Raw genomic sequence first — 22,151 nt, forward strand, 5'->3', positions numbered from 1 at the left:
TCGTGTGAAATGTACTAAATGCCATCAGGCAGGGGTGCATGAGTTTTCACGAAGTGGCGTTCTGCGATTGCCGACCACTGAGGCGGTGGCTACTTTCGATGCAGCAGTTCACACCAGACCGGTTGCGGACCAGGTCACGGACTTGGGCATCCGGCCCGAGCGAGGACCGGGTCCGAGCCAGGAGACCGGTCGAGACACGAGTAGGTGACTTGCGTGGCACTACCTCCCCTCACACCCGAGCAACGTGCGGCAGCACTCGAGAAGGCCGCAGAGGCGCGACGCGCGCGGGCAGAGATCAAGAACAAGCTCAAGTACTCGCAGGGTTCCCTCAAGGAGGTCATCGAGCAGGGCCAGAAGGACGACGTCGTGGGCAAGCTCAAGGTCGTCTCGCTGCTCGAGTCGCTCCCTGGGGTCGGTAAGGTTAAGGCCAGGGCGATCATGGAAGAGATCGGGATCGCCGAGACCCGCCGCGTCCGAGGCCTCGGACCGCACCAGTCGGCGGCGCTCATCGAGAGGTTTGGCTGAGATCAGTACGTCACAACTCGCACGGCTGACCGTGCTCGCAGGGCCCACGGCAGTGGGCAAGGGCACGGTATCCGCTGATGTGCGGGACCGTTATCCGCAAGTCTGGCTCTCCGTGTCGGCGACCACCCGGTCGCCGCGCCCGGGCGAGGTGGACGGAGTGCACTACATGTTCGTGTCGCCGGAGGAGTTCGACCGCATGGTCGCTGCCGACGAGATGCTCGAGTGGGCCGTGGTGCACGGTCGTAACCGGTACGGAACACCACGGCGGCCGGTCGAGCAGAAGCTCGCCGCCGGGGTTCCCGTCCTCCTGGAGATCGACCTCCAGGGCGCGCGCCAGGTGCGTGACGCGGTGACGGCCTCGGGCCTTCATGCCCGGTTCGTCTTCCTCGCCCCGCCGAGCTTCGACGAGCTGGTCCGCCGGCTCGTCGGGCGCGGCACCGAGGACTCCGAGGAGCGCGAGCGCCGGCTCGCCACCGCGCGGGTCGAGCTCGCCGCCGAGGCGGAGTTCGACGTCACGATCGTGAACGACGACGTGCACCGCGCGACGGACGAGCTCGTCTCCGTGATGGGTGTGGGCTCCACCACACCTGTCGCGGGCTAGCGGCCGGGCGCCTCGCCCGGCGCCGGCGAGCGACGCCCCTGAGCAACACCTCCGAGCGATACCCCCGGGCGATAGAGCAGGTAGACTCATCCCTCGGACTTCTGCAGTACATCAGCCCGCCACCTCAGACTTCTGGAGCTTCACCATGGCCGGAACCGTCGCCGCCCCCGAGGGCATCACCGACCCGCCGATCGACGAGCTGCTCGAGCGCATCGACTCGAAGTACGGCCTCGTGCTGTACGCGTCCATGCGCGCCCGTCAGATCAACGCGTACTACTCGCAGCTGAACGAGGGCCTCCTGGAGAACGTGGGCCCCCTCGTCGAGACCCGCAACCAGGAGAAGCCCCTCTCCATCGCGATGCGCGAGATCACCCAGGGCCTGCTCACCATCGAGGAGGTCGACCCGGCGGAGGTTCAGGCGCAGGCCGACGCCGCCGCGGCCGCCAAGGCCGAGCAGTCGCTGCCCGACTTCCCGGCCTGACCGGTCCCGACGAGCGGTTCCAGAGCTTCCCGATGAGCTTGTCGTCGAGCGTGCCGGAGGGCGACCACCGATGAGGATCCTCCTCGGCGTGACCGGGGGGATCGCCGCGTACAAGGCGGTGCTCCTGCTGCGCCTCCTGCGCGAGCAGGGGCACGCCGTGCGCGTGATCCCCACGCGCGCCGCCCTTCAGTTCGTGGGCGCCCCTACCTTCGAGGCGCTGTCGGGCGAGCCGGTCAGCACCGAGGTGTTCGACGACGTGCCCGGCGTGCAGCACGTGGCGCTGGGCAAGGGCGCCGACCTCGTGATCGTCGCCCCGGCGACCGCCGACTTCATGGCGCGCGCCGCCGCCGGCCTGGCCGACGACCTGCTGACCACCACGCTGCTGGCGGCCCGCTGCCCCGTGGTGCTCGCCCCGGCCATGCACACCGAGATGTGGGACCACCCCGCGACGCGGGCCAACGTGGCCACGCTCCGCCAGCGCGGCGTGCGCGTGATCGAGCCGGCGTCGGGCCGCCTGACCGGCGTCGACACCGGTCCCGGCCGGCTGCCCGAGCCGGAGGACATAGCGCGCGAGGCGCTCTCGCTGGTCTCGCCTTCGCTGGTTGACCCCACGCTGGTTGACCCCACGCTGGTCGAGCCTGTCGAGACCCCCGAGCCGCAGGATCTCGCCGGCCGCCGCGTGGTCATCTCCGCGGGCGGCACCCGGGAGCCCATCGACCCGGTGCGGTTCATCGGCAACCGGTCCAGCGGCCGGCAAGGCATCGCGCTCGCGCAGGCCGCCGCCGCGCGCGGCGCCGACGTGACACTGATCGCGGCGAACCTCGCCCAGGACGTGACCGACCAGGTCGAGGCAGCGCCGGTCGGGTCCGGGCCGGTCGGGTCAGCGCGGACCGCTGCGGGCCAGCCGCCCTGCGCCGTCGTGCGGGTCGAGTCGACGGCCGAGCTGCGGGACGCGGTCCGGGCCGCCGGCGTCGCCGCGGACGTCGTGGTGATGGCCGCCGCCGTCGCCGACTTCCGCCCCGCCTCCACGCCAGAGGCCAAGATCAAGAAGGTGCCCGGTCAGGGCCCCGCGCCGATCGAGCTCGTCGAGAACCCGGACATCCTGGCGGAGCTCGCCCACGAGCGGCTGCGGGCCGGCCAGGTGGTCGTCGGCTTCGCGGCCGAGACCGGCGACGAGTCCGGCAGCGTGCTGGAGCACGGCCGCACCAAGGCACGGCGCAAGGGCGCCGACCTGATCGCGGTGAACGCCGTCGGCTCCGGGCGCGGGTTCGGCACCGAGGGCAACGAGGTCACCATCCTGGACGGGGCCGGCGACGTCGTCGGGCAGGCGTCCGGGTCGAAGCGCGAGGTGGCGGACGCCGTCTGGGACGCTGTCGTCAAGCTGCTGCCGTGACCGGGCCTCTCATGATCTGGCCTCTCATGATCAGGACCAGCCATGATCGGGCCCCAGCCACGATCAAGACGCTGCAGTGACTCCCGTCTCACCTTTCAGGATCGACTGTTCGCTGTGCGAGACCGTAGGCTGGTGGGCATGAGCGAGCTGCGTCTGTTCACGTCCGAGTCCGTGACCGAGGGTCATCCGGACAAGGTGTGCGATCAGATCAGTGACGCGATCCTCGACGCGCTGCTGGAGCAGGACCCGACGTCGCGCGTGGCGGTCGAGACCATGGTCACCACCGGCCTGGTGCACGTCGCGGGCGAGGTCACCACCGAGGCTTACGTCGAGATCCCGCAGATCGTGCGGGACGTGGTGCGCGGGATCGGCTACACGTCCTCCACCATCGGGTTCGACGCCGACTCGTGCGGCGTGTCGGTGTCGATCGGGCAGCAGTCGCCCGACATCGCGCAGGGCGTCGACAAGGCGCTCGAGATGCGGGACGACACCAGCGACCTCGACCCGATGGACGCCCAGGGCGCCGGCGACCAGGGCCTCATGTTCGGCTACGCGTCCGACGAGACGCCGTCGTACATGCCGGTGGCCGGGTGGCTGGCGCACCGCCTCTCGGAGCGGCTGGCCGCGGTACGCAAGTCGGGCGAGGTGCTGGGCCTGCGGCCGGACGGCAAGACCCAGGTCACCGTCGGGTACGACGGCGACCGCCCCGTCGCGATCGACACGGTGGTGCTCTCCACGCAGCACGACGCCGACGTCCAGCAGGAGAAGCTGCACGTCGAGGTGGCCGAGCACGTGATCGCCCCCGTGCTGGAGATCGCGGGCCTGGAGTGGTCGGGCGCCAAGCAGTTCGTGAACCCGACCGGCAAGTTCGTCATCGGCGGCCCGCAGGGCGACGCGGGCCTGACGGGCCGCAAGATCATCGTCGACACCTACGGCGGCATGGCGCGGCACGGCGGCGGGGCGTTCTCGGGCAAGGACCCCTCGAAGGTGGACCGGTCCGCGGCGTACGCGATGCGCTGGGTGGCCAAGAACGTGGTCGCGGCGGGGCTCGCGCGGCGCTGCGAGGCGCAGGTCGCCTACGCGATCGGCAAGGCGCACCCCGTGGGCCTCTACGTCGAGACGTTCGGCACCGAGACGGTGCCCGTCGAGATGATCACGTCGGCCATCCGCGAGGTGTTCGACCTGCGCCCGGCCGCGATCGTCCGCGACCTCGACCTGCTGCGCCCGATCTACCGCAAGACGGCGACCTACGGCCACTTCGGCCGCGACCTCCCGGACTTCACCTGGGAGCGCATGGACCGCGTGGACGACCTGCTCAGCCTGTTCTGACCTCTCCTGTGCCACGCGCGTCGGGATGTCGGTGGCGCGTGATGGGATAGGGGCGTGAACGGGGACACGGAGCAGGACACGCTGCCGGACGGCGTGCTGCTCGGGCTGGACGAGGTGGGCGCCACGTCCGTGCGCGCCCGCGGCAAGGCCGGGCGCCGGGACCCGCTCGACAACGCCGAGACCAACGGCATCCCCATCACCGAGACGCTCCCGGTGGCGCGGGTCGTGCTCGACCTGCAGCCCGCGCACCTCGACCAGCCGTACGACTACCTGGTCCCGGTCACGATGGCCGACGAGGCGCAGCCCGGCGTGCGCATCAAGGCCCGGTTCGGCCGGCAGGACGTCGCCGGGTACGTCGTGGCACGCCAGGAGACCTCCGACCACGACGGCAGGCTCGTGCCGCTGCGCCGGGTGGTGTCGGGCGAGCGGGTGCTGACGCCGCAGGTGCTGGAGCTGTGCCGCGCCGTCGCCGACCGGTACGCGGGCACGCTCGCCGACGTGCTGCGCCTGGCCCTGCCACCGCGGCACGCGCGGGTCGAGAAGGAGCCGTCGGACAAGGGGCCGTCGGACAGGGAGCCGTCCGAGAAAGAGCCGTCGGAGAGAGAGCCGTCGACACAGGTCGAGCCGTCCATGGTGGTCGAGCCCGTCGAGACCCCCGCAGCCGAGCCTCAGCAGCCCTCCGCCTGGGCCCCCTACCGCGGGGGCGAGGCGTACCTGCGCCGGATCCAGGCGGGCGAGGCGCCGCGGGCCGTGTGGTCCGCGCTGTCGGGCGTGGGCACGGGCCTCGGCGTGGGCGTGGGCGTGGACATGGACAAGGGCACCGGCGACGACGGCACGCCGCACTGGGCGGCCGCCGTCGCCCAGGCCGTGCGGGCGTGCACGGCGGGCGGGCGCGGGGCGCTCGTCGTCGTGCCGGACGCCCGGGACGTGGCGCGGGTGAGTGCCGCCCTGACGGGCGCGGGGCTGGGGGCGGACGACGTCGTGCGGCTCCTCGCGGACGACGGGCCCGCTCCCCGCTACCGTGCGTTCCTGCGGGCGCTGCGCGGGGCCGCCCGGGTGGTGGTCGGCACGCGGGCCGCGATGTTCGCGCCGGTCGCCGACCTCGGCCTGGTGGTCCTGTGGGGCGACGGCGAGGAGACGCTGGCCGAGCCGCACGCCCCGTACCCGCACGCCCGGGACGTCCTGGCGCTGCGCGCGGAACGGGAGGACGCGGCATTCCTGCTGGGGTCGCCCGGCCGGACGGTGCAGGCGCAGGCGATGCTGGCCTCGGGCTGGGCCCGCGAGCTGGCGGCGGCGCGGGACGTGGTGCGGGCCCGTGCGCCGCGCGTGCGGGCGCTCACGTCCGTGGAGCTCGCGCGCGACGGAGCGGCCGCGGCCGCCCGGCTGCCGTCGGCCGCCTGGAAGGCCGCCCGGGACGCCCTGGAGCACGGCCCGGTGCTGGTGCAGGTGCCGCGGTCGGGCTACCTGCCCGTCGTGGCGTGCTCGCGCTGCCGGGTCGCCGCCCGCTGCGGCCATTGCCACGGCCCGCTGGGCCTGCCGCACGCCGACGGCGCGCCCCAGTGCACCTGGTGCGGCCGGCTCGCGGGCGGCTGGCACTGCGAGGAGTGCGGCTGGACGGGCCTGCGGTCGGTCCGCGTCGGCTCGGCGCGCACCGCCGAGGAGCTGGGGCGCGCGTTCACGGGCGTGCCGGTGCGGCTGTCGTCGGCGTCGGCCCCCGGCGGGGTGCTCGACGCCGTCCCCGCGACGCCCGCGCTCGTCGTGGCGACCCCGGGGGCCGAGCCGGTCGCCGCGACCGGGTACGCCACGGCGCTGCTGCTCGACGCCGCCGTGATGACGGGCGGCACCGGCCTCGCCGCCGGCACGGAGGCGCTGCACCGCTGGCTGGCGGCCGCGTCGCTGGTGCGTCCCGGGCCGCAGGGGCAGGTGCTGCTCGTCGGCGACGGCGCCCCCGGCCCGACCCAGGCCCTGGTCCGCTGGGACCCGGCCGGCTTCGCGGCGCGCGAGCTCGACGAGCGGGCCGAGCTGCACCTGCCGCCGGCGGTCCGGGTCGCCGCGGTGACGGGGGACCGGACGGCGGTCGACGCCGTCGTCGCGCGGGTCGGGCTGCGCGAGGACCCGGGAACGGGGTCGGGCGTGCTCGGTCCGGTCGAGGTCGACCCGGACGCGATGGGGCGCGGACCAGGCGGGCGCGGTGCGGGGGCGCCGTCGGGCAGCAGAGGGGGTTCGGCAGGCCGGATCGCCGTGCAGGCCCTGGACCTGCCCGTACGGACCGTGCTGCGCGTACCGCTCGCCCAGGGCGACGAGCTCGCCCGTAGGCTCAAGGCGAGCCTCGCCGTCCGCTCCGCGCGCCGCGAGGGCGGGACCGTCCGTGTACAGCTCGACCCGAAGGAGATGCTGTGAGTTCTGCCGATCCTGTGACCGACCCGACCAGCCCGACCGACCCGACCCACCCGGCTAGCCCCGCGATCGACACCGTCGTGTACGACTTCGGGAACGTGCTGATCGGCTGGGACCCGTTCGGCCCCTACCCGGACCGGCCGCAGGCCGAGATCGAGGCGTTCTTCGAGGCCGTGGACTTCGGCTCGATCAACCACGCGGCCGACGCGGGGACGCCGTACGCGGTACTGCTGGAGCGTGTGGAGCGCACCCGCCCCGACCTGGTCGCCGACCTGCGCCGGTACGTGGAGCACTACGAGATGTCGCTGACGGGACCGATCGAGGGGTCGGCGGAGCTGGTCGCCGAGCTGAAGGGCCTCGGCCTGCGGCTCTACGGGCTGACCAACTGGCAGGCAGAGACCTTCCACAGCGCCGAGCCCGCCGCACCCGCGATCGGGCTGATGGACGACGTCATCGTGTCCGGCCGCGAGGGCATGGCCAAGCCCGACCGGCGCATCTTCGAGCTCGCCATCGAGCGGTTCGGGGTCGACCCGTCCCGCGCCGTCTTCGTGGACGACAAGGCGGTCAACGTGGACGCGGCGCGCGGCGTCGGGTTCCGCGGCGTGGTGTTCACCTCCACGGACGCGCTCCGCAAGGACCTGCGCGCCCTGGGGCTCCCGGTCGCGGAGTAGGCCGAGCGGAGGGGGCCGAGCGTGGTGTGCCGAGCGACACGGCCCGTGCGCACCGCCCCACACCGCGTCGTCGGGCCACCGAACCTAGACTGGCCCGGTGCGTCTTCTCTTCGCCGGAACTCCCGAACCCGCCGTCGCCTCGCTGGAGGCCCTGCTCGCCTCGCGCCACGAGGTCGTGGCCGTCCTGACCCGCGCCGACGCGCCGTCGGGCCGCGGCCGCAAGCTCACACCGAGCCCCGTGCGCGCCCGGGCGGAGGAGGCCGGGATCCCCGTCATCACCGATGTCCCGCGCGGCGACGAGTTCATCGCGCACCTGCGCGAGCTGGAGATCGACGCCGCCCCCGTCGTCGCCTACGGGCACATCCTGCGCCCCGCCGTGCTCGCCGTGCCCCGCCTCGGCTGGGTCAACCTGCACTTCTCCGTGCTGCCCGCCTGGCGCGGCGCAGCCCCCGTGCAGCGCGCCGTCATCGCCGGCGACGAGGTCACGGGCGCCACCACATTCCTCCTGGACGAGGGCATGGACACCGGACCCGTGCTCGGCACGGCCACCGAGACCATCCGCCCCACCGACACGTCCGGCGACCTCCTCGGCCGCCTCGCCATCTCCGGCGCCGAACTGCTCGTGGCCACCCTCGACGCCCTCGAGGACGGCACCCTCCAGCCGCAGCCCCAGCCCGCCGACGGCGTCTCCATCGCCCCCAAGCTCACCACCGACGACGCCCGCGTGGCCTGGACCGACCCGGCGCTCGCGGTCGACCGTCTCGTGAGGGGCTGCACACCCGCGCCCGGCGCGTGGACGGTGCTGCCGGACGGGTCCCGGCTCGGGCTCGGGCCGGTCTCGCCACGTCCTGAGGTCACCGACCTGCTGGCCGGCGAGGTGCGCGCCCTGAAGCGCGAGGTCCTGGTCGGCACCGCCACCTACGCGGTCGCGCTGGGCGAGGTGCGGCCCGTCGGCAAGAAGGCGATGCCCGCGCCCGACTGGGCCCGCGGCGCGGGGCGACAGCTCGTCGAGGCGGGCCTCGTGCTCGACGCGTCGACGTCGGAGGCCTCGGCGACAGGTGCCGCGGTGACCGGTGCCGGGGTGACAGGTGCCGCGACACCGGACGGGTCGGCGACGGGCACCTCGACACCTGACGGCGCGACGTCGGGCTCTGCGACGTCGGGCTCTGCGACGTCGGGCACCACGGAGGTGTCCGCATGAGCGGGTACGAGGGCGACGGCGGCTCGGGCGACAGCGGTTCGCGCGAGGGCAGCGCACGTGGCGGCGGGCGGAGCTTCGACGACGACCGGCGCAACTCCTCCGGGCGCCAGCGCTCCGCATCGCGGTCCCGGGGCGGCGACCGGCCCCGCACCTCGCAGGCGCCGTCCGAACGTCGCAAGCGCACCGACCCGGCCCGGATGGCCGCGTTCGACGTGCTGCGCGAGGTCGACGAGTCGGACGCCTACGCGAACCTGGTACTGCCTCCGCTGCTGCGCGAGCGGCACATCCGCGGTCGCGACGCCGGCTTCGCGACCGAGCTGACCTACGGCACGCTGCGCCTGCGTGGCCGGTACGACGCCATCCTGGCGACCTGCGTGGACCGCCCCCTGCCCGGCCTGGACCCGGCGCTGCTGGACGTCCTACGGCTCGGCGCGCACCAGGTCCTCGGCATGCGCGTGCCGGTGCACGCCGCGGTCTCCGAGACGGTCGGGCTCGCGCGCAACCGCGTGGGCGCCGGGCCGGCGCAGATGGTCAACGCGGTGCTGCGCCGGGTGTCGGAGCGCCCGCTGGAGGAGTGGCTGTCCATCCTCGAGAAGGAGGCGCCGGACGCCCTGACCGGCCTCGCGGCCACCGAGTCGCACCCGCTGTGGATCGCGCGCGCCCTGCGCGAGGCGCTGGTCGGCAACGGGCGCAGCGTGGACGAGATCGGGGACCTGCTGGCCGCCGACAACGCCTCGCCGCGCGTCATGCTGGTGGCTCGTCCGGGCCTGGTGGACGTGTCCGACGAGGATGCCTGGGGCGACGTCGACCTGGTCGCCGGCCGCTGGGCGCCCACCGCGCTGCGGCTGGAGGGCTCGGACCCGTCGGGGATCCCCGCGATCCGGGAGGGCCGCGCCGGCGTGCAGGACGAGGGCTCCCAGCTCGTCACGCTCGCCCTCGCTGGGGTGCCCCTGAGCGGTGCTGCGTCTGGGAGTGCTGCGTCTGCGAGCGCCGCGTCCGACGGTGCCGCGGTGTCGGATGGCGCTGTGCCGGACAGCGGGGCCCGCGAGCGCTGGCTTGACCTGTGCGCAGGTCCGGGCGGCAAGGCGGCCCTGCTGGGAGCGCTGGCCGCGCAACGCGGGGCGACGCTGGTCGCCAACGAGGTGGCGCCCCACCGAGCCCGCCTGGTCGCGGGCGCCCTGGCGGCCCTGCCCGACGGCGTGGTCGAGGAGGTCCGTACCGGCGACGGGCGTGAGGTCGGCGCCGACGAGCCGGGCGCCTACGACCGCGTGCTCGTCGACGCGCCGTGCACCGGTCTGGGCGCGCTGCGCCGTCGGCCCGAGAGCCGGTGGCGGCGGACGCCGTCGGACCTCGGCGCACTCACCGGGCTGCAGCGCGAGCTGCTCGCCTCGGCGCTGGACGCCGTCCGGCCCGGGGGAGTGGTCGCGTACGTGACGTGCTCGCCGCACCTGGCCGAGACGCAGCTCGTGGTGTCGGACGTGCTGAAGAAGCGGTCCGACGTCGAGCGGCTCGACACGCCCGGCGTCCTGCGCTCGGTGGTGCGCGCCGACAGCGCGGCCGAGATCCCGCTGTCGGACCGTGATGACGTGCAGCTCTGGCCGCACGTGCACGGCACGGACGCGATGCACCTGACGCTGCTGCGGCGCACGACCTAGGGCCTGCCTACGATGGGGTGACGGGGGTGCGATGGTGAGCGTTGAGTGGCAGTTGGTCGAGTCAGGTCCGGCGGACGCCGAACACACCGTGCTGTTGCTGCCCGGCGGCATGTGCAGCGCGCGCTCGTATCTGGAGCTGATGCAGCAGCCCAGCCTGTCCGGGCTGCGGCTGGTGGCGGCGACGATGCCCGGACAAGCAGGCGCGCCGTCCCCGGACGACTACAGCCACGAGGCCTATGGGCGAATGACAGCGGACCTCGTGGCCAAGACGGGTGCGGAGGTCGTCGTCGGGTTCAGCCTGGGCGCCAACGCGGCGCTGGAGATGGCGGAGAAGAACCTGTTCACCGGCCCGATGGTGCTGCTTGGCATCAGCTTGTCGTTGCCGGACGAGTCCGCGGTCTTCATCAACGTCATCCGATTGTCCAGAGCGCTCGGCAGCCTGCCGCTGGCGTTGATGAAGAACGCCGCGGAGTCGATGGTGAAGGGCATACCGGTGCCGCCCGAGCGGCGGGCGGAGCTCGCCGCGGACTTCCGCAGGACCAGCACGCGGGACATGCGTCTCGGACTTCGTGAATACCTGAAGTGGCTGAAGAGCGGCGAGGACCACGCCGCGATGCTGTGCCGCTCGGGCGTCCCGACGTGGGTCGTCCACGCCGAGAAGGGCGACGGCGGGCTCACCGGCGCCGAGCGGCGCACGCTGGAGGCGTGCTCCACGGTCAAGGTCGTGACGGTTCCGGGCAGTGTGTTCTTCCTGCCGAACGAGGTACCCGACCAGATCGCGTCTGTCGTCAACGATGCCGTCGGCGCGCTGAACGCGTGATTCCAGAGCCGGAGGTTGCGCGGGTCAGACGCCGGTCGGCGGCCACACCCCGATGATCAGGGCCATGACCAGGATCGTGACCAGCTCGTGCGCCAGGTTCAGGGTGGTGAGCGCGGGCGGGCGGCCCTCGAAGGCGTCGTGCGTGATCATGCGGGCGGCCGTGAACCCGATCCAGAGCAGGACGGCGGTCACGACGGCGGAGGTGAAGAAGCTCCCCTCGTAGAACTCCCACGAGATGTAGACGGCGCCGGCCAGCACCCACGCGGTCAGGAAGCTGACGATGACCGTAATGACGATGGGCCAGATCCCTGCGGCACTGGCCGCCTCGGGGTCCACCTTCGCGAGCTTCATCCAGCGGTTGCCGAACGTCCTGGGCGTGTACCAGAGCGAGCCCACGACCATCGTCGACAGCGTGGCCGCGATCACTGCCCAGTAGTTCACTTCGGGGATCATCTGTGCTCCCGGTCTGTTGGTCGGGTCCTACGCTGGCATCATGGCAGCCCTCATCGCCCCCAGCATCCTCTCCGCCGACTTCGCGAACCTCGAGCGTGACCTCGGCCGGATCGCCGACGCCGACTACGCGCACGTCGACGTCATGGACAACCACTTCGTGCCGAACCTGACGCTGGGGCTGCCGATCTTCGAGCGGCTCGCGAAGGTGTCGCCGATCCCGCTCGACGCGCACCTCATGATCGAGAACCCCGACCGGTGGGCGCCGGCGTTCGCGGAGGCCGGGGCGGCGTCGGTCACCTTCCACGCCGAGGCGGCGCAGGCGCCGGTGCGCCTGGCGCGCGAGCTGCGCAAGCTCGGGTCGCGGGCGGGCGTGGCGCTGCGGCCGGCGACGCCGGTGGAGCCCTACCTCGACCTGCTCGCCGAGATCGACATGATCCTCGTGATGACCGTCGAGCCTGGTTTCGGCGGGCAGTCCTTCATCGACGGCACGCTGCCGAAGATCCGGCGTGCGCGCGAGGCCGTGAGCGAGTCCGGCCTCGACGTCTGGATCCAGGTCGACGGGGGAGTGTCCCGCGACACGATCGAGCGGGCCGCCGATGCCGGGGCGAACGTCTTCGTGGCGGGCTCCGCGGTCTACGGGGCCGCGGACATCCCGGCGGAGATCGCGACGCTGCGCGAGCTGGCGAGCAAGCACACGCACTGAGCCGCGCCGGGCGGGGCAGAGATTGGTCCGCTGCGACCACACGATCTCGCATGGATCCGGGCCAGAGTCCAGGCAAGATCGTGTGGTGGAAGCGGACCTCCCTGACGGCTGTCCGCGCCCGCGCTCTGGTGGATAAAAAGTGTGCCAAGCGCGCCGCAGACCCGGACCACCAACCCTCCACCTCACCACCAGCCCCGAACGGGGAGCCCGGCCTCGTACTTTCGCCTGATCCGGCGGCCCGCCCGGCCCTCGTAGCATGAGCCCGTGTCCGCCATCCGCTCGGTCTGGGACGAGCCCCCGCCCGCTGATCCGCCGGCGCGGGTCTGGCGGGACTGGGCTCTGGTGGGAGTGGTGGTCCCGGCCGTGGTGATCGAGGGCCTGGTGCGGCCCGACCTGCCGTGGCGCTGGCTGCAGGTTGCCGCGGCGCTGGTCCTGGTCCCGACGCTGCTCTGGCGCCGGACGCATCCGCTGCTGCCCGTGGTGGCCACGACAGTGGTCTCGACCGCGGTGATGCTCGTGATGGGGAGCGACGGCGACCTGATCACGGCGGTGTACGGCGCGGTCCTGGTCTACGCGCTGTTCCGATGGGGGAGCGGTCGGCAGGCCGTCGTCGGGGCCGGGCTCCTGGCCGCGGCGCTCGGCCTGACCTGGGCGCTGGGGAACGCTACGGGTGCCGAAACGCTGGGCGGGGCATCTGTCGTCGCGATGCTGGGCGCTACCGGTCTGGCGGTCCGCTTCCGGTCCACGGCCCGGGTGCGCGCGCTCGCGCAGGCGCGGGCCCAGGAGCGCGAGCGCATAGCCCGGGACATGCACGACATCGTCGGACACCACGTCTCCGGCATCGCCGTCCGGGCGCAGGCCGGACTCGCCCAGGCGGAGGCGCGGCGCGGCCGTCGCGGCGGGGGGGACGGCGGAGACCCGCTGGAGGCCGCGCTGCGCGTCATCGAGGGCGAGGCGAAGCAGACACTCGTCGAGATGCGCGCCCTGGTCCGCGCGCTGCGCGAGGACGAGCAGGTTGCGGATGGTTCGGCGATCGCGGCCAGTTCGGCCGGCACGGCCCGGGTCCCCACCGCGCCCGCGGGTCTCAGCACCGGCGGCAGAGCGAGCTCCGCAGCCGGTTCCGGTGCCGGACCCGGCCACAGCTCGAGCACCGGAACCGGCAACAGCCTGAGCGCAAGCGCCGTCGGTCCCGGCCCGCAGGCCGCCGACGTCGTCCGGCTCGCCGCCGGTCCGCCGTCGCCCGTGGTCGTCACGGTTCAGGGCGAGGTCGGAAGCGTACGGGCCGACGTCGGCGCGGCGGCCTACCGCATCGCGCAGGAGTCGGTCACCAACGCGCGCCGCCACGCCCGCGGCCGGACGCGGGTCGACGTCGCCCTCACGGTCGAGGCCGGCTCCCTCCGGCTGCGCGTCTCCGACGACGGGGAGCCACTGACCTCGCCGTTCGTGCCCGGGAACGGGATCGCCGGGATGCGGGTACGCGCCCGGGAGCTGGGCGGCGACGTCACCGCCGGTCCCGTGCCGTCGGGCGGATGGGTCGTGGAGGCCTTTCTCCCGCTGACGGGCGGGCGCCCGTGACCGGCCCGACGCCGGGGCCCGGTCCGGACCGCCCTGGGGACCGCCCGGCGGACCGCGCCCTGACCGTCCTGGTCGCGGACGACCAGGAGATCGTCCGCACGGGCCTCAGCATGATCCTCGGCGTCCAGGACGGCATCGAGGTGGTCGGCGAGGCGGCGGACGGCGCCGCGGCCGTCGAGCTAGCGCGCCGCCTCCGGCCCGACGTCTGCCTGTTCGACATCCGGATGCCCGTGCTCGACGGCATCGAGGCGACCCGGGCGCTGGCCGGCCCGGGAGTCGTCGATCCGCTCGCCGTCGTCGTCATCACGACGTTCGACCTGGACGAGTACGTCTACGCGGCCCTCCGGGCGGGCGCGCGGGGCTTCCTGCTCAAGGACGCCGGCCCCGCGCTCCTCGCCCAGGCCGTGCGCGCCGCCGCCGTCGGCGACGCCTTGATCGCGCCGAGCATCACGACACGCCTGCTCAGGGCCTTCGCCGACGTCGGACCCGCCGCGCCACCCGCGCAGCCCCTCGACCCGCTGACCGCGCGCGAGGAGGAGGTGCTCCGGGCCGTCGCACGCGGCCTGACCAACACCGAGATCGCGCGCGAGCTCTTCGTCACCCTGAGCACCGTCAAGTCGCACGTCGCGAACCTCATGACGAAGGTCGGAGCGCGCAACCGCGTCGAGGTCGCGCTCTGGGCCTACGACACGGGGCGCGTGCGGACCGGCGGCTCCTGAACTGAGCCTGACCGGGTTGGTCCCGACTGGGTTGGTCCCGACCAGGTCGTTCCCGACCCGGCTGGTCCTGACCGGGCTCCGGCCCCGTAGCACGGCTCGTACTTTCGGCCGGGAGCAGCCCGGTCCACGGGCCCATGACCAGCCCGTACCCAGCCAGGCACGCTCGACACATGACAATCTCCCAGACGACGACCAAGCCCACGAGTCGTCGCGAATGGCTCGTCCCGGCGGGTCTGCTCCTCCTGGCGGCCGTCCCGGCACTCGCCGGATCCGTGCGGCTCACCGAGCTGGCCTCGGATCCCGTGGTCACCGCGGAGAACGCGCGCTTCGTGGCCCAGCCCCTGCCTGTCATCGTGCACATCATCTGCGTGACGACCTACAGCTTGCTCGGCGCGTTCCAGTTCGTGCCGAGCCTGCGCCGACGACGCTGGCATCGGCTCGCCGGCCGGGTCCTCGCGCCGGCAGGCCTCGGCGTCGCGCTGACCGGCCTCTGGATGACCACGTTCTACGACCTGCCGGCCCACGACAACCTGGTCGTCAACGGGGCGCGCTACGTGGTCGGCACCGCCATGGCCGTGTCGATAGTCCTGGGTGTGCGGGCGGCGCTGCGCCGCGACTTCGTGAGCCACCCGGCCTGGATGATGCGGGCGTACGCGCTGGCGATGGGCGCCGGGACGCAGGCGCTGCTGCTCGGGCCGTACATGGCCATCGTCGGCACCATGAGCACGGCGGCCTACGCGACCGGGATGGTCGCGGCCTGGGTCATCAACGTGGCCTTCGCGGAGTGGCTGATCCGACGGCGCAGGACGAGCGGCAGGGTGTGACGCAGACCATGGCCGGGGCTCTCGCGAGTTGTGGCATGCTGACAGGCAGCAGTACGCACACACGTGCTCCGGGGTCGGTGTAATTCCGAGCCGGCGGTGACAGTCCGCGACCCGCGTCTCCCGCAAGGGGGACCGGTTGACCTGGTGGAACTCCAGGACCGACGGTGAAAGTCCGGATGGGAGGAAGCACGTGCGGCGCCGCCGTCCCCTGGGGCGGGTGTGCCGTGACGTCGTGCGCGCGGGCAGGGCCTTCAGGCCTGGTCCGCGTACCCGTCGTCCACCCCGGAGCGCCGAAGCTCGGGGAGGACAGCATGACTCAGGCACCGCAGGGCCGCGCCGTGGCGCGCGCGGCGACGCTCACCGCACCGCCCACCGCACCGCCCGCCGTCGAGGCAGCCATGCGCCGCGCCCTCGCACTGGCCGCGCAGGGCCCGGCGTACGGCCCGAACCCGCGCGTCGGCTGCGTGCTCCTCGACCCGGGCGGCCGCCCGGTCGCCGAAGGCTTCCATCGCGGCGCCGGCACGCCCCACGCGGAGGCGGCGGCGCTGGCCGCGGCCCGGGCGCAGGGCATCGACCCGCGGGGCACGACGGCGGTGGTGACGCTCGAACCGTGCGCCCACCAGGGCCGCACCGGGCCCTGCGCGGACGCCCTGATCGAGGCCGGCGTCGCCGTCGTGCACGTCGCGGTCGGCGACCCGAATCCGGTGGCGACGGGCGGAACGGCCAAGCTGCGGGCCGCGGGGATCGAGGTCACCATGGGCACCCTCGCGGACGAGGGCGAGGAGCTGCTGCGCCCCTGGCTGCACGCCGTGCGCACCGGGCGCCCCTACGTGACGCTGAAGCTCGCCACCAGCCTGGACGGCCGGGTCGCCGCCGCCGACGGCACCAGCCGCTGGATCACCGGCCCGCAGGCCCGCACGCACGCCCACACCATCCGCGCGCAGGTCGACGCGATAGCCGTCGGCTCGGGGACCGCCCTGACCGACGACCCGTCGCTCACCGCCCGGACCGTCGACGGCGGCCTCGTCGGGCACCAGCCGCTGCGGGTGGTGCTCGGCCGCCGCACGGTGCCCGACGACGCCCGCCTGCGCGGGCCCGGCGGCCCCCTGCTGCAGCTGCCCGGCCACGATCTGGACGCAGCGCTGCGGGAGCTCGCCGAGCGCGAGGTGCGGCACCTGCTCGTGGAGGGCGGGCCCACCCTGGCCACGGCCCTGCTGGCCGCAGACGCGGTCGACGAGCTCCACGCCTACGTCGCCCCGGTGCTGCTCGGCGCGGGCGCCACCGCCGTCGGCGACCTCGGCGTGACCACCATCGGCGAGGCCGCGCGCTTCGCCACCCACGACGTGACCCGGCTGGGCGACGACATGTTGCTGGTCGCGCACACCGTCGCGCACACCAAGGAGGAGATCTGATGTTCACCGGAATCGTTGAGGAGCTCGGCTCGGTCGTCGCGCTCGACCGGCCCGGCGGCGACGCCGGCTCCGACGCGGGCGCAGCGCCCGACGCCGTCCTGACCGTCGCGGGCCCGCTCGCCACGTCGGACGCCCGGCCGGGCGACTCGATAGCCGTGGACGGCGTGTGCCTGACCGTCACCTCGGTGCTGCCCGGGGCGGACGGGAACGGCGGCGCGTTCGTCGCCGAGGTGATGCCGGAGACCCTCCGCCGCACCTCGCTCGGCGCCCTCGTCCCGGGCACCCCGGTGAACCTGGAGCGCGCGCTCCCGGCGGACGGCCGGCTGGGCGGGCACGTGGTCCAGGGGCATGTCGACGGCGTCGCGACGCTGGCGCGCCGCACCCCCGGCCCGCGCTGGGACGACCTCGAGTTCTCCGCGCCCGCCGCCCTGACCCGGTACGTCGCGGAGAAGGGGTCCATCGCGCTGGCGGGGGTCTCGCTGACCGTGACCTGGGTGTCGGACGACGGCTTCGGCGTGTCGCTCATCCCGACCACGCTCGCCGCGACGACGCTCGGCCGGCTCGTCCCGGGCGACGTCGTGAACGTGGAGGTCGACGTGCTCGCGAAGTACGTCGAGCGGCTGATGGCGACCGGTGCGGTCGCCCAGCCGGCGACGACGGCCGCCGTCGGCGACCTGGCGACCGGAGCGGCACGATGAGCGCGGGCAGCACCGTGCGCGCCGCGGATGTCGTGGGCCCTGTGGACGCTGCGGACGAGAACTCAGCCTCGGCCGGTACGAGCGCCGTCGTCCCGGGGACCCCGGGTGAGCCGGGCACGGGCGTGGTGGAGCGCGCCCTCGCCGAGCTCGCCGCCGGGCGACCGGTCCTCGTGGCCGACGACGCCGGCCGGGAGAACGAGGTGGACGTCGTCCTCGCCGCGAGCGCCGCGACGGCCGAGTGGGTGGGCTGGACGGTCCGGCACTCGTCGGGCTACCTCTGCGCGCCGATGCCCGCGCACCGCGCGGACGCGCTGGAGCTGCCGCTGATGGTCGAGCGCAGCGAGGACCCGCGGGGGACGGCATACACGGTGTCGGTGGACGCCGCCGTGGGCGTGACGACGGGAATCTCCGCGGCGGACCGGGCGCGGACGCTGCGGGTGCTGGGCGACCCGGCGTCGGGCGCGCGGGACCTGATCCGGCCCGGGCACGTGCTGCCGCTGCGGGCGCGCGCGGGCGGCGTGCTGGAGCGCGCGGGGCACACGGAGGCCGCGGTGGACCTGGTGCGCCTCGCCGGCAGCGCGAGTGATGGTGCTGGCGCCGGGGACCTGGGCGAGGTGGGCGCCATCGCCGAGCTCGTCCGGGACGACGGCGCGGTGATGCGGCTGCCCGAGGCCCAGGCCCTGGCGCGGGAGGCGGGCCTCGTGGTGCTCACGGTCGCCGATCTGGTGGCGTGGCGCCTGGCGCACGACCCGCTGCCGTCTGGTGGCGCGACGCTGTCCGGTGGCACGACGCCGGTCAAGGCCCGGGTGCACCGGGTCGCCGAGGCGTCGCTGCCCACGCGGTACGGCGACTTCCGGGTCGTGGCGTACCGGGACCTGGTCTCGGGCGCGGAGCACCTCGCGCTGACGCCGGTGGCGCTGTCCGGCCCGCGGCGCGAGGCGCCGGCACGAGGCTCGGCCCACGGCCGGCTGGTGCGCGTGCACTCGGAGTGCCTGACGGGCGACGCCCTGGGCTCCCTGCGCTGCGACTGCGGCCCGCAGCTCGAGGCGTCGTTGGCGGCGGTGGCCGCCGAGGGCGGCGCCGTCGTGTACCTGCGAGGTCACGAGGGCCGGGGGATCGGCCTGGCCGCGAAGATCCAGGCGTACGCGCTGCAGGACACGGGCCGGGACACCGTCGAGGCGAACGTGGACCTCGGGCTGCCGGTGGACGCGCGGGAGTACGGCGCGGCGTCGGCGATCCTGGCGGACATCGGGCTGGACGGCGTGACCCTGCTGACGAACAACCCGGAGAAGGTGACGGGCCTGCGCGAGGCGGGTACGGACGTCGTCGGGCAGCGGGCGCTGGTGGTGGGGCGCGGCGTGCACAACCACCGGTACCTCGAGACTAAGCGGCTGGTGCTGGGGCACCGCATCGACCGGCCGGACGCCGGCGAGCCCGTCCTGAACGATCTGAACGATCTGAACGACCTGAGCGTGAACGGCTTGAACGGCTTGAACGGCCTGAAGAACGTGAACGAGCTCGACGAGGAAGAAGGAGCGTGCGCATGAGCGGGGCCGGAGCACCGAAGGTGACAGTGGACGGGACGGGCCTGCGGGTCGTCGTGATCGCGGCGAGCTGGCACGAGCAGGTGATGGACGGGCTGCTGGCCGGCGCCCGCCGGGCGCTGCGGGCCTCGGGCGCGGACTGGACGGAGGTGCGGGTGCCGGGCTCGTTCGAGCTCCCCGTGGCCGCGGCACGCGCGGCGGCCGGGGGAGCGGACGCCGTCGTCGCGCTCGGGGTGGTGATCCGCGGCGGGACGCCGCACTTCGAGTACGTGTGCTCGGCCGCGACGTCGGGCCTCACGGACGTGAGCGTGCGTACCGGCGTGCCCGTCGGGTTCGGGGTGCTGACGTGCGACGACGAGGCGCAGGCCCTGGACCGGGCCGGGCTGGAGGGCTCGCACGAGGACAAGGGCGCGGAGGCGGTGGAGGCGGCGGTCGCCACGGCGGTGACGCTGCGCGATCTGGTGGTCTCTCCAGTCCTGCGTTAATAGTGTGCCAAGCGTTCTGAACGACACCCAAGGCACCGCCAACCACCGAACCAGAGCCTGCAAGAACCGGCCCCTCGGCACATGAAGGAGATATGAGAACCTCATGTGCCCGGTGGTCGGCATCGCGGATGGCATCAGGATCGGTATCGCGGCGTGTGTCGCGGTCGGCCATGACGACGGCGGTCGTCGTCGCCGTCATGGCGACTGCGACGGCGGGCGGGCTCGCCGGCTGCGCGGCGGCGGAGCCGGCCGGGGGAGCGGAGCCCTCGGGCACGGCGGAGACCCTGGGCGTGACGCAGGACCGGGCGCAGGGCCCGATGGACCCGCCCGGCGTCGCCTGCGTCGACTGGGTGTTCTTCGAGACCCCGGCCGAGGCGGCGTCCGACGCCGGGGCTGTGGTCCGAGGGACCGTCGTGGAGCAGGACGGCACCGCGCAGATGTACGGCGTCGACGCCCACCGCTGGCTGGTCACCGTCGAGGAGGTGCTCGAGCGGCCGGATCCGCCGTCGGGCCGCCCGCAGACCCAGCCCGAGCTCGAGGTCGCGCCGGGCGAGCGCATCGCCGTCGTCTCGACGCCGGAGACGTGCAGCGGCGACGCGTACCCCGAGGGCGACCCGCTCGACCCGCCCTCCGGCGTCGGCGGCGCGGACGGCTCCGTGATCGTCCTGCTGTCCGCAGCGTCCGGGGAAGAGGGCGCGGCCGACGACTACTCCCTGATCACGCCGTTCCAGGGCGTCATCACCCCCGTGGCCGACGGCAGTCTGCCGTCGAAGTGGCCGACGCCATAGCGTCCACGGGGCGGCGACATGGCCGCCACGTGGACGACGGCGGGTAGTGCCCCCGATGCCCGACTAGTCTGAGCCTCGTGAAGACCTTCGAGACCCTGTTCGCCGAGCTGACCGAGAAGGCCGAGACCCGTCCGGCGGGTTCCGGCACCGTGGCCCAGCTGGACGCAGGCGTCCATGCGATCGGCAAGAAGGTCGTGGAGGAGGCCGCAGAGGTCTGGATGGCGGCCGAGTACCAGTCGGATGCCGAGACCGCGGAGGAGATCTCGCAGCTCCTGTACCACCTGCAGGTCCTGATGGTCGCCAAGGGACTGACCCTCGAGGACGTGTACACGCATCTGTGACCCGGCCTCGACGGGCCCGACCACCGCCGGTCGGGCCCGTCGAGAGACCGGGGTCCCGCAGATCCGTCGTACACCCAGAGAGGAACCAACCACATGCTGCGCATCGCCGTCCCCAACAAGGGTGCCCTGTCCGGGCCCGCCTCCGAGATGCTGAGCGAGGCGGGCTACCGCCAGCGCCGGGACCACCGCGAGCTCGTGCTCGCCGACCCCGAGAACGACGTCGAGTTCTTCTTCCTGCGCCCGCGCGACGTCGCGGTCTACGTGGGCACCGGCACCGTCGACGTCGGCATCACGGGCCGTGACCTGATGCTCGACTCGGGCGCGGACGCCATCGAGCACCTCGGCCTCGGGTTCGCCAGGTCCACGTTCCGGTACGCGGCGCCCGCGGGCCTGGGCCAACCCGCCCCGGTGACCCAGGTGAGCGACATCGCGGGGCTGCGCGTGGCGTCGTCGTACACGACGCTCGTGGCCCAGCACCTGGCGAAGCAGGGTGTCGAGCCCGCCGCGATCGTGCACCTGGACGGCGCCGTGGAGTCGAGCGTACGGCTCGGCGTCGCGGACGTCATCGCCGACGTCGTGGAGACCGGCACCACGCTGCGGGCCGCGGGCCTGGAGGTGTTCGGCGACCCGATCCTGCACTCGGAGGCCGTGCTGATCCGGCAGGCGGACGCCGAGGCGCCGGCCGGCCTGGGTATCCTGACCCGCCGCCTGGAGGGCGTCATCACCGCGCGGGAGTACGTGCTGATGGACTACGTGGTCCCCGCCGCGCGGCTCGAGGAGGCCGTGGCGATCACGCCCGGCAAGGAGTCCCCGACCGTCTCGGCGCAGCACCACAGCGACGCCTGCGCCGTCCGCGTCATGGTCCCGCGCCGGGAGACCAACCGGATCATGGACGCGCTGTACGACGTCGGGGCGCGCGCCATCATCGTGACGTCGATCCACGCCTCGCGGCTGTAGGCCTCATGGGTGCGGGGGCGGGCGGGGGAACAGGCAGCGGCGCTACCGGCGAGAGCCGGGGCGATGACCACTTCCGCACCTTCCGCGGCCGCTTCGGCACGCCGATGGCGTACGGGCTGGCCCTGCTGTCGATCGTCGGGTGCACGTTCGTCGCGCTGGCGGCGACCGGCCAGGGTGCGGACGCCGCGAACCGGATAGCGATCATCGTTTTCGGCCTGCTGGGCGGTGTCATCGCCTGGCGGTTCGGCGCGGTGCGCGCCGTCCCGGACCCGGCCGGGCTCACGGTCGTGAACTACGCGTCCAGCCGGCGGCTGGTCTGGGCTGAGATCGTGACGGTCCGGTTCGGGCCGAACGACCCGTGGGTGCACCTGGACCTGGCCGACGGCGACGTGCTCGCCGTCATGGGCATCCAGCGCGCCGACGGCGAGTACGCGATGACCGAGGCCCGCCGCCTGGTGTCGCTCATCTCGGAGCTGGGCGAGGCCCCGGAACCCAACATCGGTCCCGTGAAGTAGAGCGCCTGTCCCGGACACACGCTCTACCTCGGCACCTCATTGATGCCGAGGTAGAGCGTGTGTC

Annotated in this window: 22 protein-coding genes, 1 pseudogene and 1 riboswitch; of the genes and pseudogenes, 22 read left to right on the plus strand and 1 reads right to left on the minus strand. The window is 73.8% G+C overall.

The window, feature by feature from the left end:
- Positions 1-213 precede the first annotated feature (213 nt).
- The 10 genes and pseudogenes from mihF to ACFT2C_RS06580 all read left to right on the plus strand — a co-directional run bounded on the left by mihF (position 214) and on the right by ACFT2C_RS06580 (position 11,073).
- On the plus strand, positions 214-525 hold the full coding sequence (gene mihF, locus ACFT2C_RS06535; protein WP_108494130.1) for an integration host factor, actinobacterial type: 312 nt from the start codon (positions 214-216) through the stop codon (positions 523-525).
- The gene (gmk, locus tag ACFT2C_RS06540) at positions 518-1,126 is read left to right on the plus strand and encodes a guanylate kinase (RefSeq protein ID WP_377206212.1); all 609 of its coding nucleotides are present in this window, start codon (positions 518-520) and stop codon (positions 1,124-1,126) included. The genes mihF and gmk overlap by 8 nt, the downstream gene beginning before the upstream one ends.
- Positions 1,127-1,271: 145 nt before the next feature.
- Positions 1,272-1,607, plus strand: a complete 336-nt coding sequence (gene rpoZ / locus ACFT2C_RS06545; protein ID WP_377206213.1) for a DNA-directed RNA polymerase subunit omega — start codon at positions 1,272-1,274, stop codon at positions 1,605-1,607.
- Positions 1,608-1,677: 70 nt separating this feature from the next.
- Positions 1,678-3,000 (plus strand): bifunctional phosphopantothenoylcysteine decarboxylase/phosphopantothenate--cysteine ligase CoaBC, encoded by a 1,323-nt coding sequence (gene coaBC / locus ACFT2C_RS06550; protein ID WP_377206214.1) that lies wholly within the window; start codon positions 1,678-1,680, stop codon positions 2,998-3,000.
- Positions 3,001-3,138: 138 nt separating this feature from the next.
- Positions 3,139-4,329 (plus strand): methionine adenosyltransferase, encoded by a 1,191-nt coding sequence (metK, locus tag ACFT2C_RS06555; RefSeq protein WP_377206215.1) that lies wholly within the window; start codon positions 3,139-3,141, stop codon positions 4,327-4,329.
- Positions 4,330-4,383: 54 nt separating this feature from the next.
- Entirely contained in the window at positions 4,384-6,729 is a 2,346-nt protein-coding gene (locus tag ACFT2C_RS06560; RefSeq protein ID WP_377206216.1) for a primosomal protein N', read from the plus strand.
- Positions 6,726-7,397, plus strand: a complete 672-nt coding sequence (locus ACFT2C_RS06565) for an HAD family hydrolase (RefSeq protein WP_377206217.1) — start codon at positions 6,726-6,728, stop codon at positions 7,395-7,397. The genes ACFT2C_RS06560 and ACFT2C_RS06565 overlap by 4 nt, the downstream gene beginning before the upstream one ends.
- 97 nt (positions 7,398-7,494) lie before the next feature.
- Positions 7,495-8,409: pseudogene (gene fmt, locus ACFT2C_RS06570) on the plus strand (methionyl-tRNA formyltransferase); the annotation flags it as partial.
- Between the two features lie 185 nt (positions 8,410-8,594).
- Positions 8,595-10,253: an RsmB/NOP family class I SAM-dependent RNA methyltransferase gene (locus ACFT2C_RS06575; protein ID WP_377206218.1), complete on the plus strand. Its 1,659-nt coding sequence runs from the start codon at positions 8,595-8,597 to the stop codon at positions 10,251-10,253.
- A gap of 88 nt (positions 10,254-10,341) precedes the next feature.
- Entirely contained in the window at positions 10,342-11,073 is a 732-nt protein-coding gene (locus ACFT2C_RS06580; RefSeq protein WP_377206219.1) for an alpha/beta fold hydrolase, read from the plus strand.
- 24 nt (positions 11,074-11,097) lie between these two features.
- Here ACFT2C_RS06580 and ACFT2C_RS06585 read toward each other — a convergent pair whose 3' ends face one another.
- Positions 11,098-11,526 carry a DUF1761 domain-containing protein gene (locus ACFT2C_RS06585; protein ID WP_377206220.1) on the minus strand — a complete coding sequence of 143 codons (429 nt, stop codon included), beginning with the start codon at positions 11,524-11,526 and terminating at the stop codon, positions 11,098-11,100.
- Between the two features lie 40 nt (positions 11,527-11,566).
- On the opposite strand from ACFT2C_RS06585, the gene rpe reads away from it, so the two are divergent.
- The 12 genes from rpe to ACFT2C_RS06645 all read left to right on the plus strand — a co-directional run bounded on the left by rpe (position 11,567) and on the right by ACFT2C_RS06645 (position 22,087).
- Positions 11,567-12,229, plus strand: a complete 663-nt coding sequence (gene rpe, locus ACFT2C_RS06590) for a ribulose-phosphate 3-epimerase (RefSeq protein ID WP_377206221.1) — start codon at positions 11,567-11,569, stop codon at positions 12,227-12,229.
- A gap of 264 nt (positions 12,230-12,493) precedes the next feature.
- Positions 12,494-13,804, plus strand: coding sequence for a sensor histidine kinase (locus ACFT2C_RS06595; protein WP_377206222.1), 1,311 nt, complete (start codon positions 12,494-12,496; stop codon positions 13,802-13,804).
- Positions 13,805-13,863: 59 nt separating this feature from the next.
- Positions 13,864-14,523: a response regulator gene (locus ACFT2C_RS06600; protein WP_377206234.1), complete on the plus strand. Its 660-nt coding sequence runs from the start codon at positions 13,864-13,866 to the stop codon at positions 14,521-14,523.
- 170 nt (positions 14,524-14,693) lie between these two features.
- Positions 14,694-15,347 (plus strand): DUF2306 domain-containing protein, encoded by a 654-nt coding sequence (locus ACFT2C_RS06605; protein WP_377206223.1) that lies wholly within the window; start codon positions 14,694-14,696, stop codon positions 15,345-15,347.
- Between the two features lie 59 nt (positions 15,348-15,406).
- Positions 15,407-15,541: riboswitch (FMN riboswitch) on the plus strand.
- 117 nt (positions 15,542-15,658) lie between these two features.
- On the plus strand, positions 15,659-16,759 hold the full coding sequence (gene ribD / locus ACFT2C_RS06610) for a bifunctional diaminohydroxyphosphoribosylaminopyrimidine deaminase/5-amino-6-(5-phosphoribosylamino)uracil reductase RibD (protein ID WP_377206224.1): 1,101 nt from the start codon (positions 15,659-15,661) through the stop codon (positions 16,757-16,759).
- Entirely contained in the window at positions 16,759-17,457 is a 699-nt protein-coding gene (locus ACFT2C_RS06615; protein WP_377206225.1) for a riboflavin synthase, read from the plus strand. Before ribD ends, ACFT2C_RS06615 begins: the two co-directional genes overlap by 1 nt.
- Positions 17,454-19,004 carry a 3,4-dihydroxy-2-butanone-4-phosphate synthase gene (ribB, locus tag ACFT2C_RS06620; protein WP_377206226.1) on the plus strand — a complete coding sequence of 517 codons (1,551 nt, stop codon included), beginning with the start codon at positions 17,454-17,456 and terminating at the stop codon, positions 19,002-19,004. The genes ACFT2C_RS06615 and ribB overlap by 4 nt, the downstream gene beginning before the upstream one ends.
- Complete coding sequence (ribH, locus tag ACFT2C_RS06625; RefSeq protein WP_377206227.1) at positions 19,001-19,486, plus strand: 6,7-dimethyl-8-ribityllumazine synthase; 486 nt, start codon at positions 19,001-19,003, stop codon at positions 19,484-19,486. Before ribB ends, ribH begins: the two co-directional genes overlap by 4 nt.
- Positions 19,487-19,656: 170 nt before the next feature.
- On the plus strand, positions 19,657-20,274 hold the full coding sequence (locus ACFT2C_RS06630; protein ID WP_377206228.1) for a hypothetical protein: 618 nt from the start codon (positions 19,657-19,659) through the stop codon (positions 20,272-20,274).
- Between the two features lie 77 nt (positions 20,275-20,351).
- The gene (locus ACFT2C_RS06635; RefSeq protein WP_377206229.1) at positions 20,352-20,615 is read left to right on the plus strand and encodes a phosphoribosyl-ATP diphosphatase; all 264 of its coding nucleotides are present in this window, start codon (positions 20,352-20,354) and stop codon (positions 20,613-20,615) included.
- A gap of 93 nt (positions 20,616-20,708) precedes the next feature.
- Entirely contained in the window at positions 20,709-21,572 is an 864-nt protein-coding gene (gene hisG / locus ACFT2C_RS06640; protein ID WP_377206230.1) for an ATP phosphoribosyltransferase, read from the plus strand.
- 5 nt (positions 21,573-21,577) lie between these two features.
- Positions 21,578-22,087, plus strand: coding sequence for a PH domain-containing protein (locus tag ACFT2C_RS06645; protein ID WP_377206231.1), 510 nt, complete (start codon positions 21,578-21,580; stop codon positions 22,085-22,087).
- The last annotated feature ends 64 nt before the right edge of the window (positions 22,088-22,151 follow it).

Source organism: Promicromonospora sp. NPDC057138 (assembly GCF_042670845.1).
Taxonomy (GTDB): Bacteria; Actinomycetota; Actinomycetes; order Actinomycetales; family Cellulomonadaceae; genus Promicromonospora.

Excerpts from the sequence above, each read along its gene's own strand:
- rpoZ (WP_377206213.1), top strand. The coding sequence starts at position 1,272 with ATGGCCGGAACCGTCGCCGCCCCCGAGGGCATCACCGACCCGCCGATC.
- coaBC (WP_377206214.1), top strand. The coding sequence starts at position 1,678 with ATGAGGATCCTCCTCGGCGTGACCGGGGGGATCGCCGCGTACAAGGCG.
- metK (WP_377206215.1), top strand. The coding sequence starts at position 3,139 with ATGAGCGAGCTGCGTCTGTTCACGTCCGAGTCCGTGACCGAGGGTCAT.
- ACFT2C_RS06575 (WP_377206218.1), top strand. The coding sequence starts at position 8,595 with ATGAGCGGGTACGAGGGCGACGGCGGCTCGGGCGACAGCGGTTCGCGC.
- ACFT2C_RS06585 (WP_377206220.1), bottom strand. The coding sequence starts at position 11,526 with ATGATCCCCGAAGTGAACTACTGGGCAGTGATCGCGGCCACGCTGTCG.
- rpe (WP_377206221.1), top strand. The coding sequence starts at position 11,567 with ATGGCAGCCCTCATCGCCCCCAGCATCCTCTCCGCCGACTTCGCGAAC.
- ACFT2C_RS06605 (WP_377206223.1), top strand. The coding sequence starts at position 14,694 with ATGACAATCTCCCAGACGACGACCAAGCCCACGAGTCGTCGCGAATGG.
- ribD (WP_377206224.1), top strand. The coding sequence starts at position 15,659 with ATGACTCAGGCACCGCAGGGCCGCGCCGTGGCGCGCGCGGCGACGCTC.
- ACFT2C_RS06615 (WP_377206225.1), top strand. The coding sequence starts at position 16,759 with ATGTTCACCGGAATCGTTGAGGAGCTCGGCTCGGTCGTCGCGCTCGAC.
- ribB (WP_377206226.1), top strand. The coding sequence starts at position 17,454 with ATGAGCGCGGGCAGCACCGTGCGCGCCGCGGATGTCGTGGGCCCTGTG.
- ribH (WP_377206227.1), top strand. The coding sequence starts at position 19,001 with ATGAGCGGGGCCGGAGCACCGAAGGTGACAGTGGACGGGACGGGCCTG.
- ACFT2C_RS06630 (WP_377206228.1), top strand. The coding sequence starts at position 19,657 with ATGACGACGGCGGTCGTCGTCGCCGTCATGGCGACTGCGACGGCGGGC.
- hisG (WP_377206230.1), top strand. The coding sequence starts at position 20,709 with ATGCTGCGCATCGCCGTCCCCAACAAGGGTGCCCTGTCCGGGCCCGCC.
- ACFT2C_RS06645 (WP_377206231.1), top strand. The coding sequence starts at position 21,578 with ATGGGTGCGGGGGCGGGCGGGGGAACAGGCAGCGGCGCTACCGGCGAG.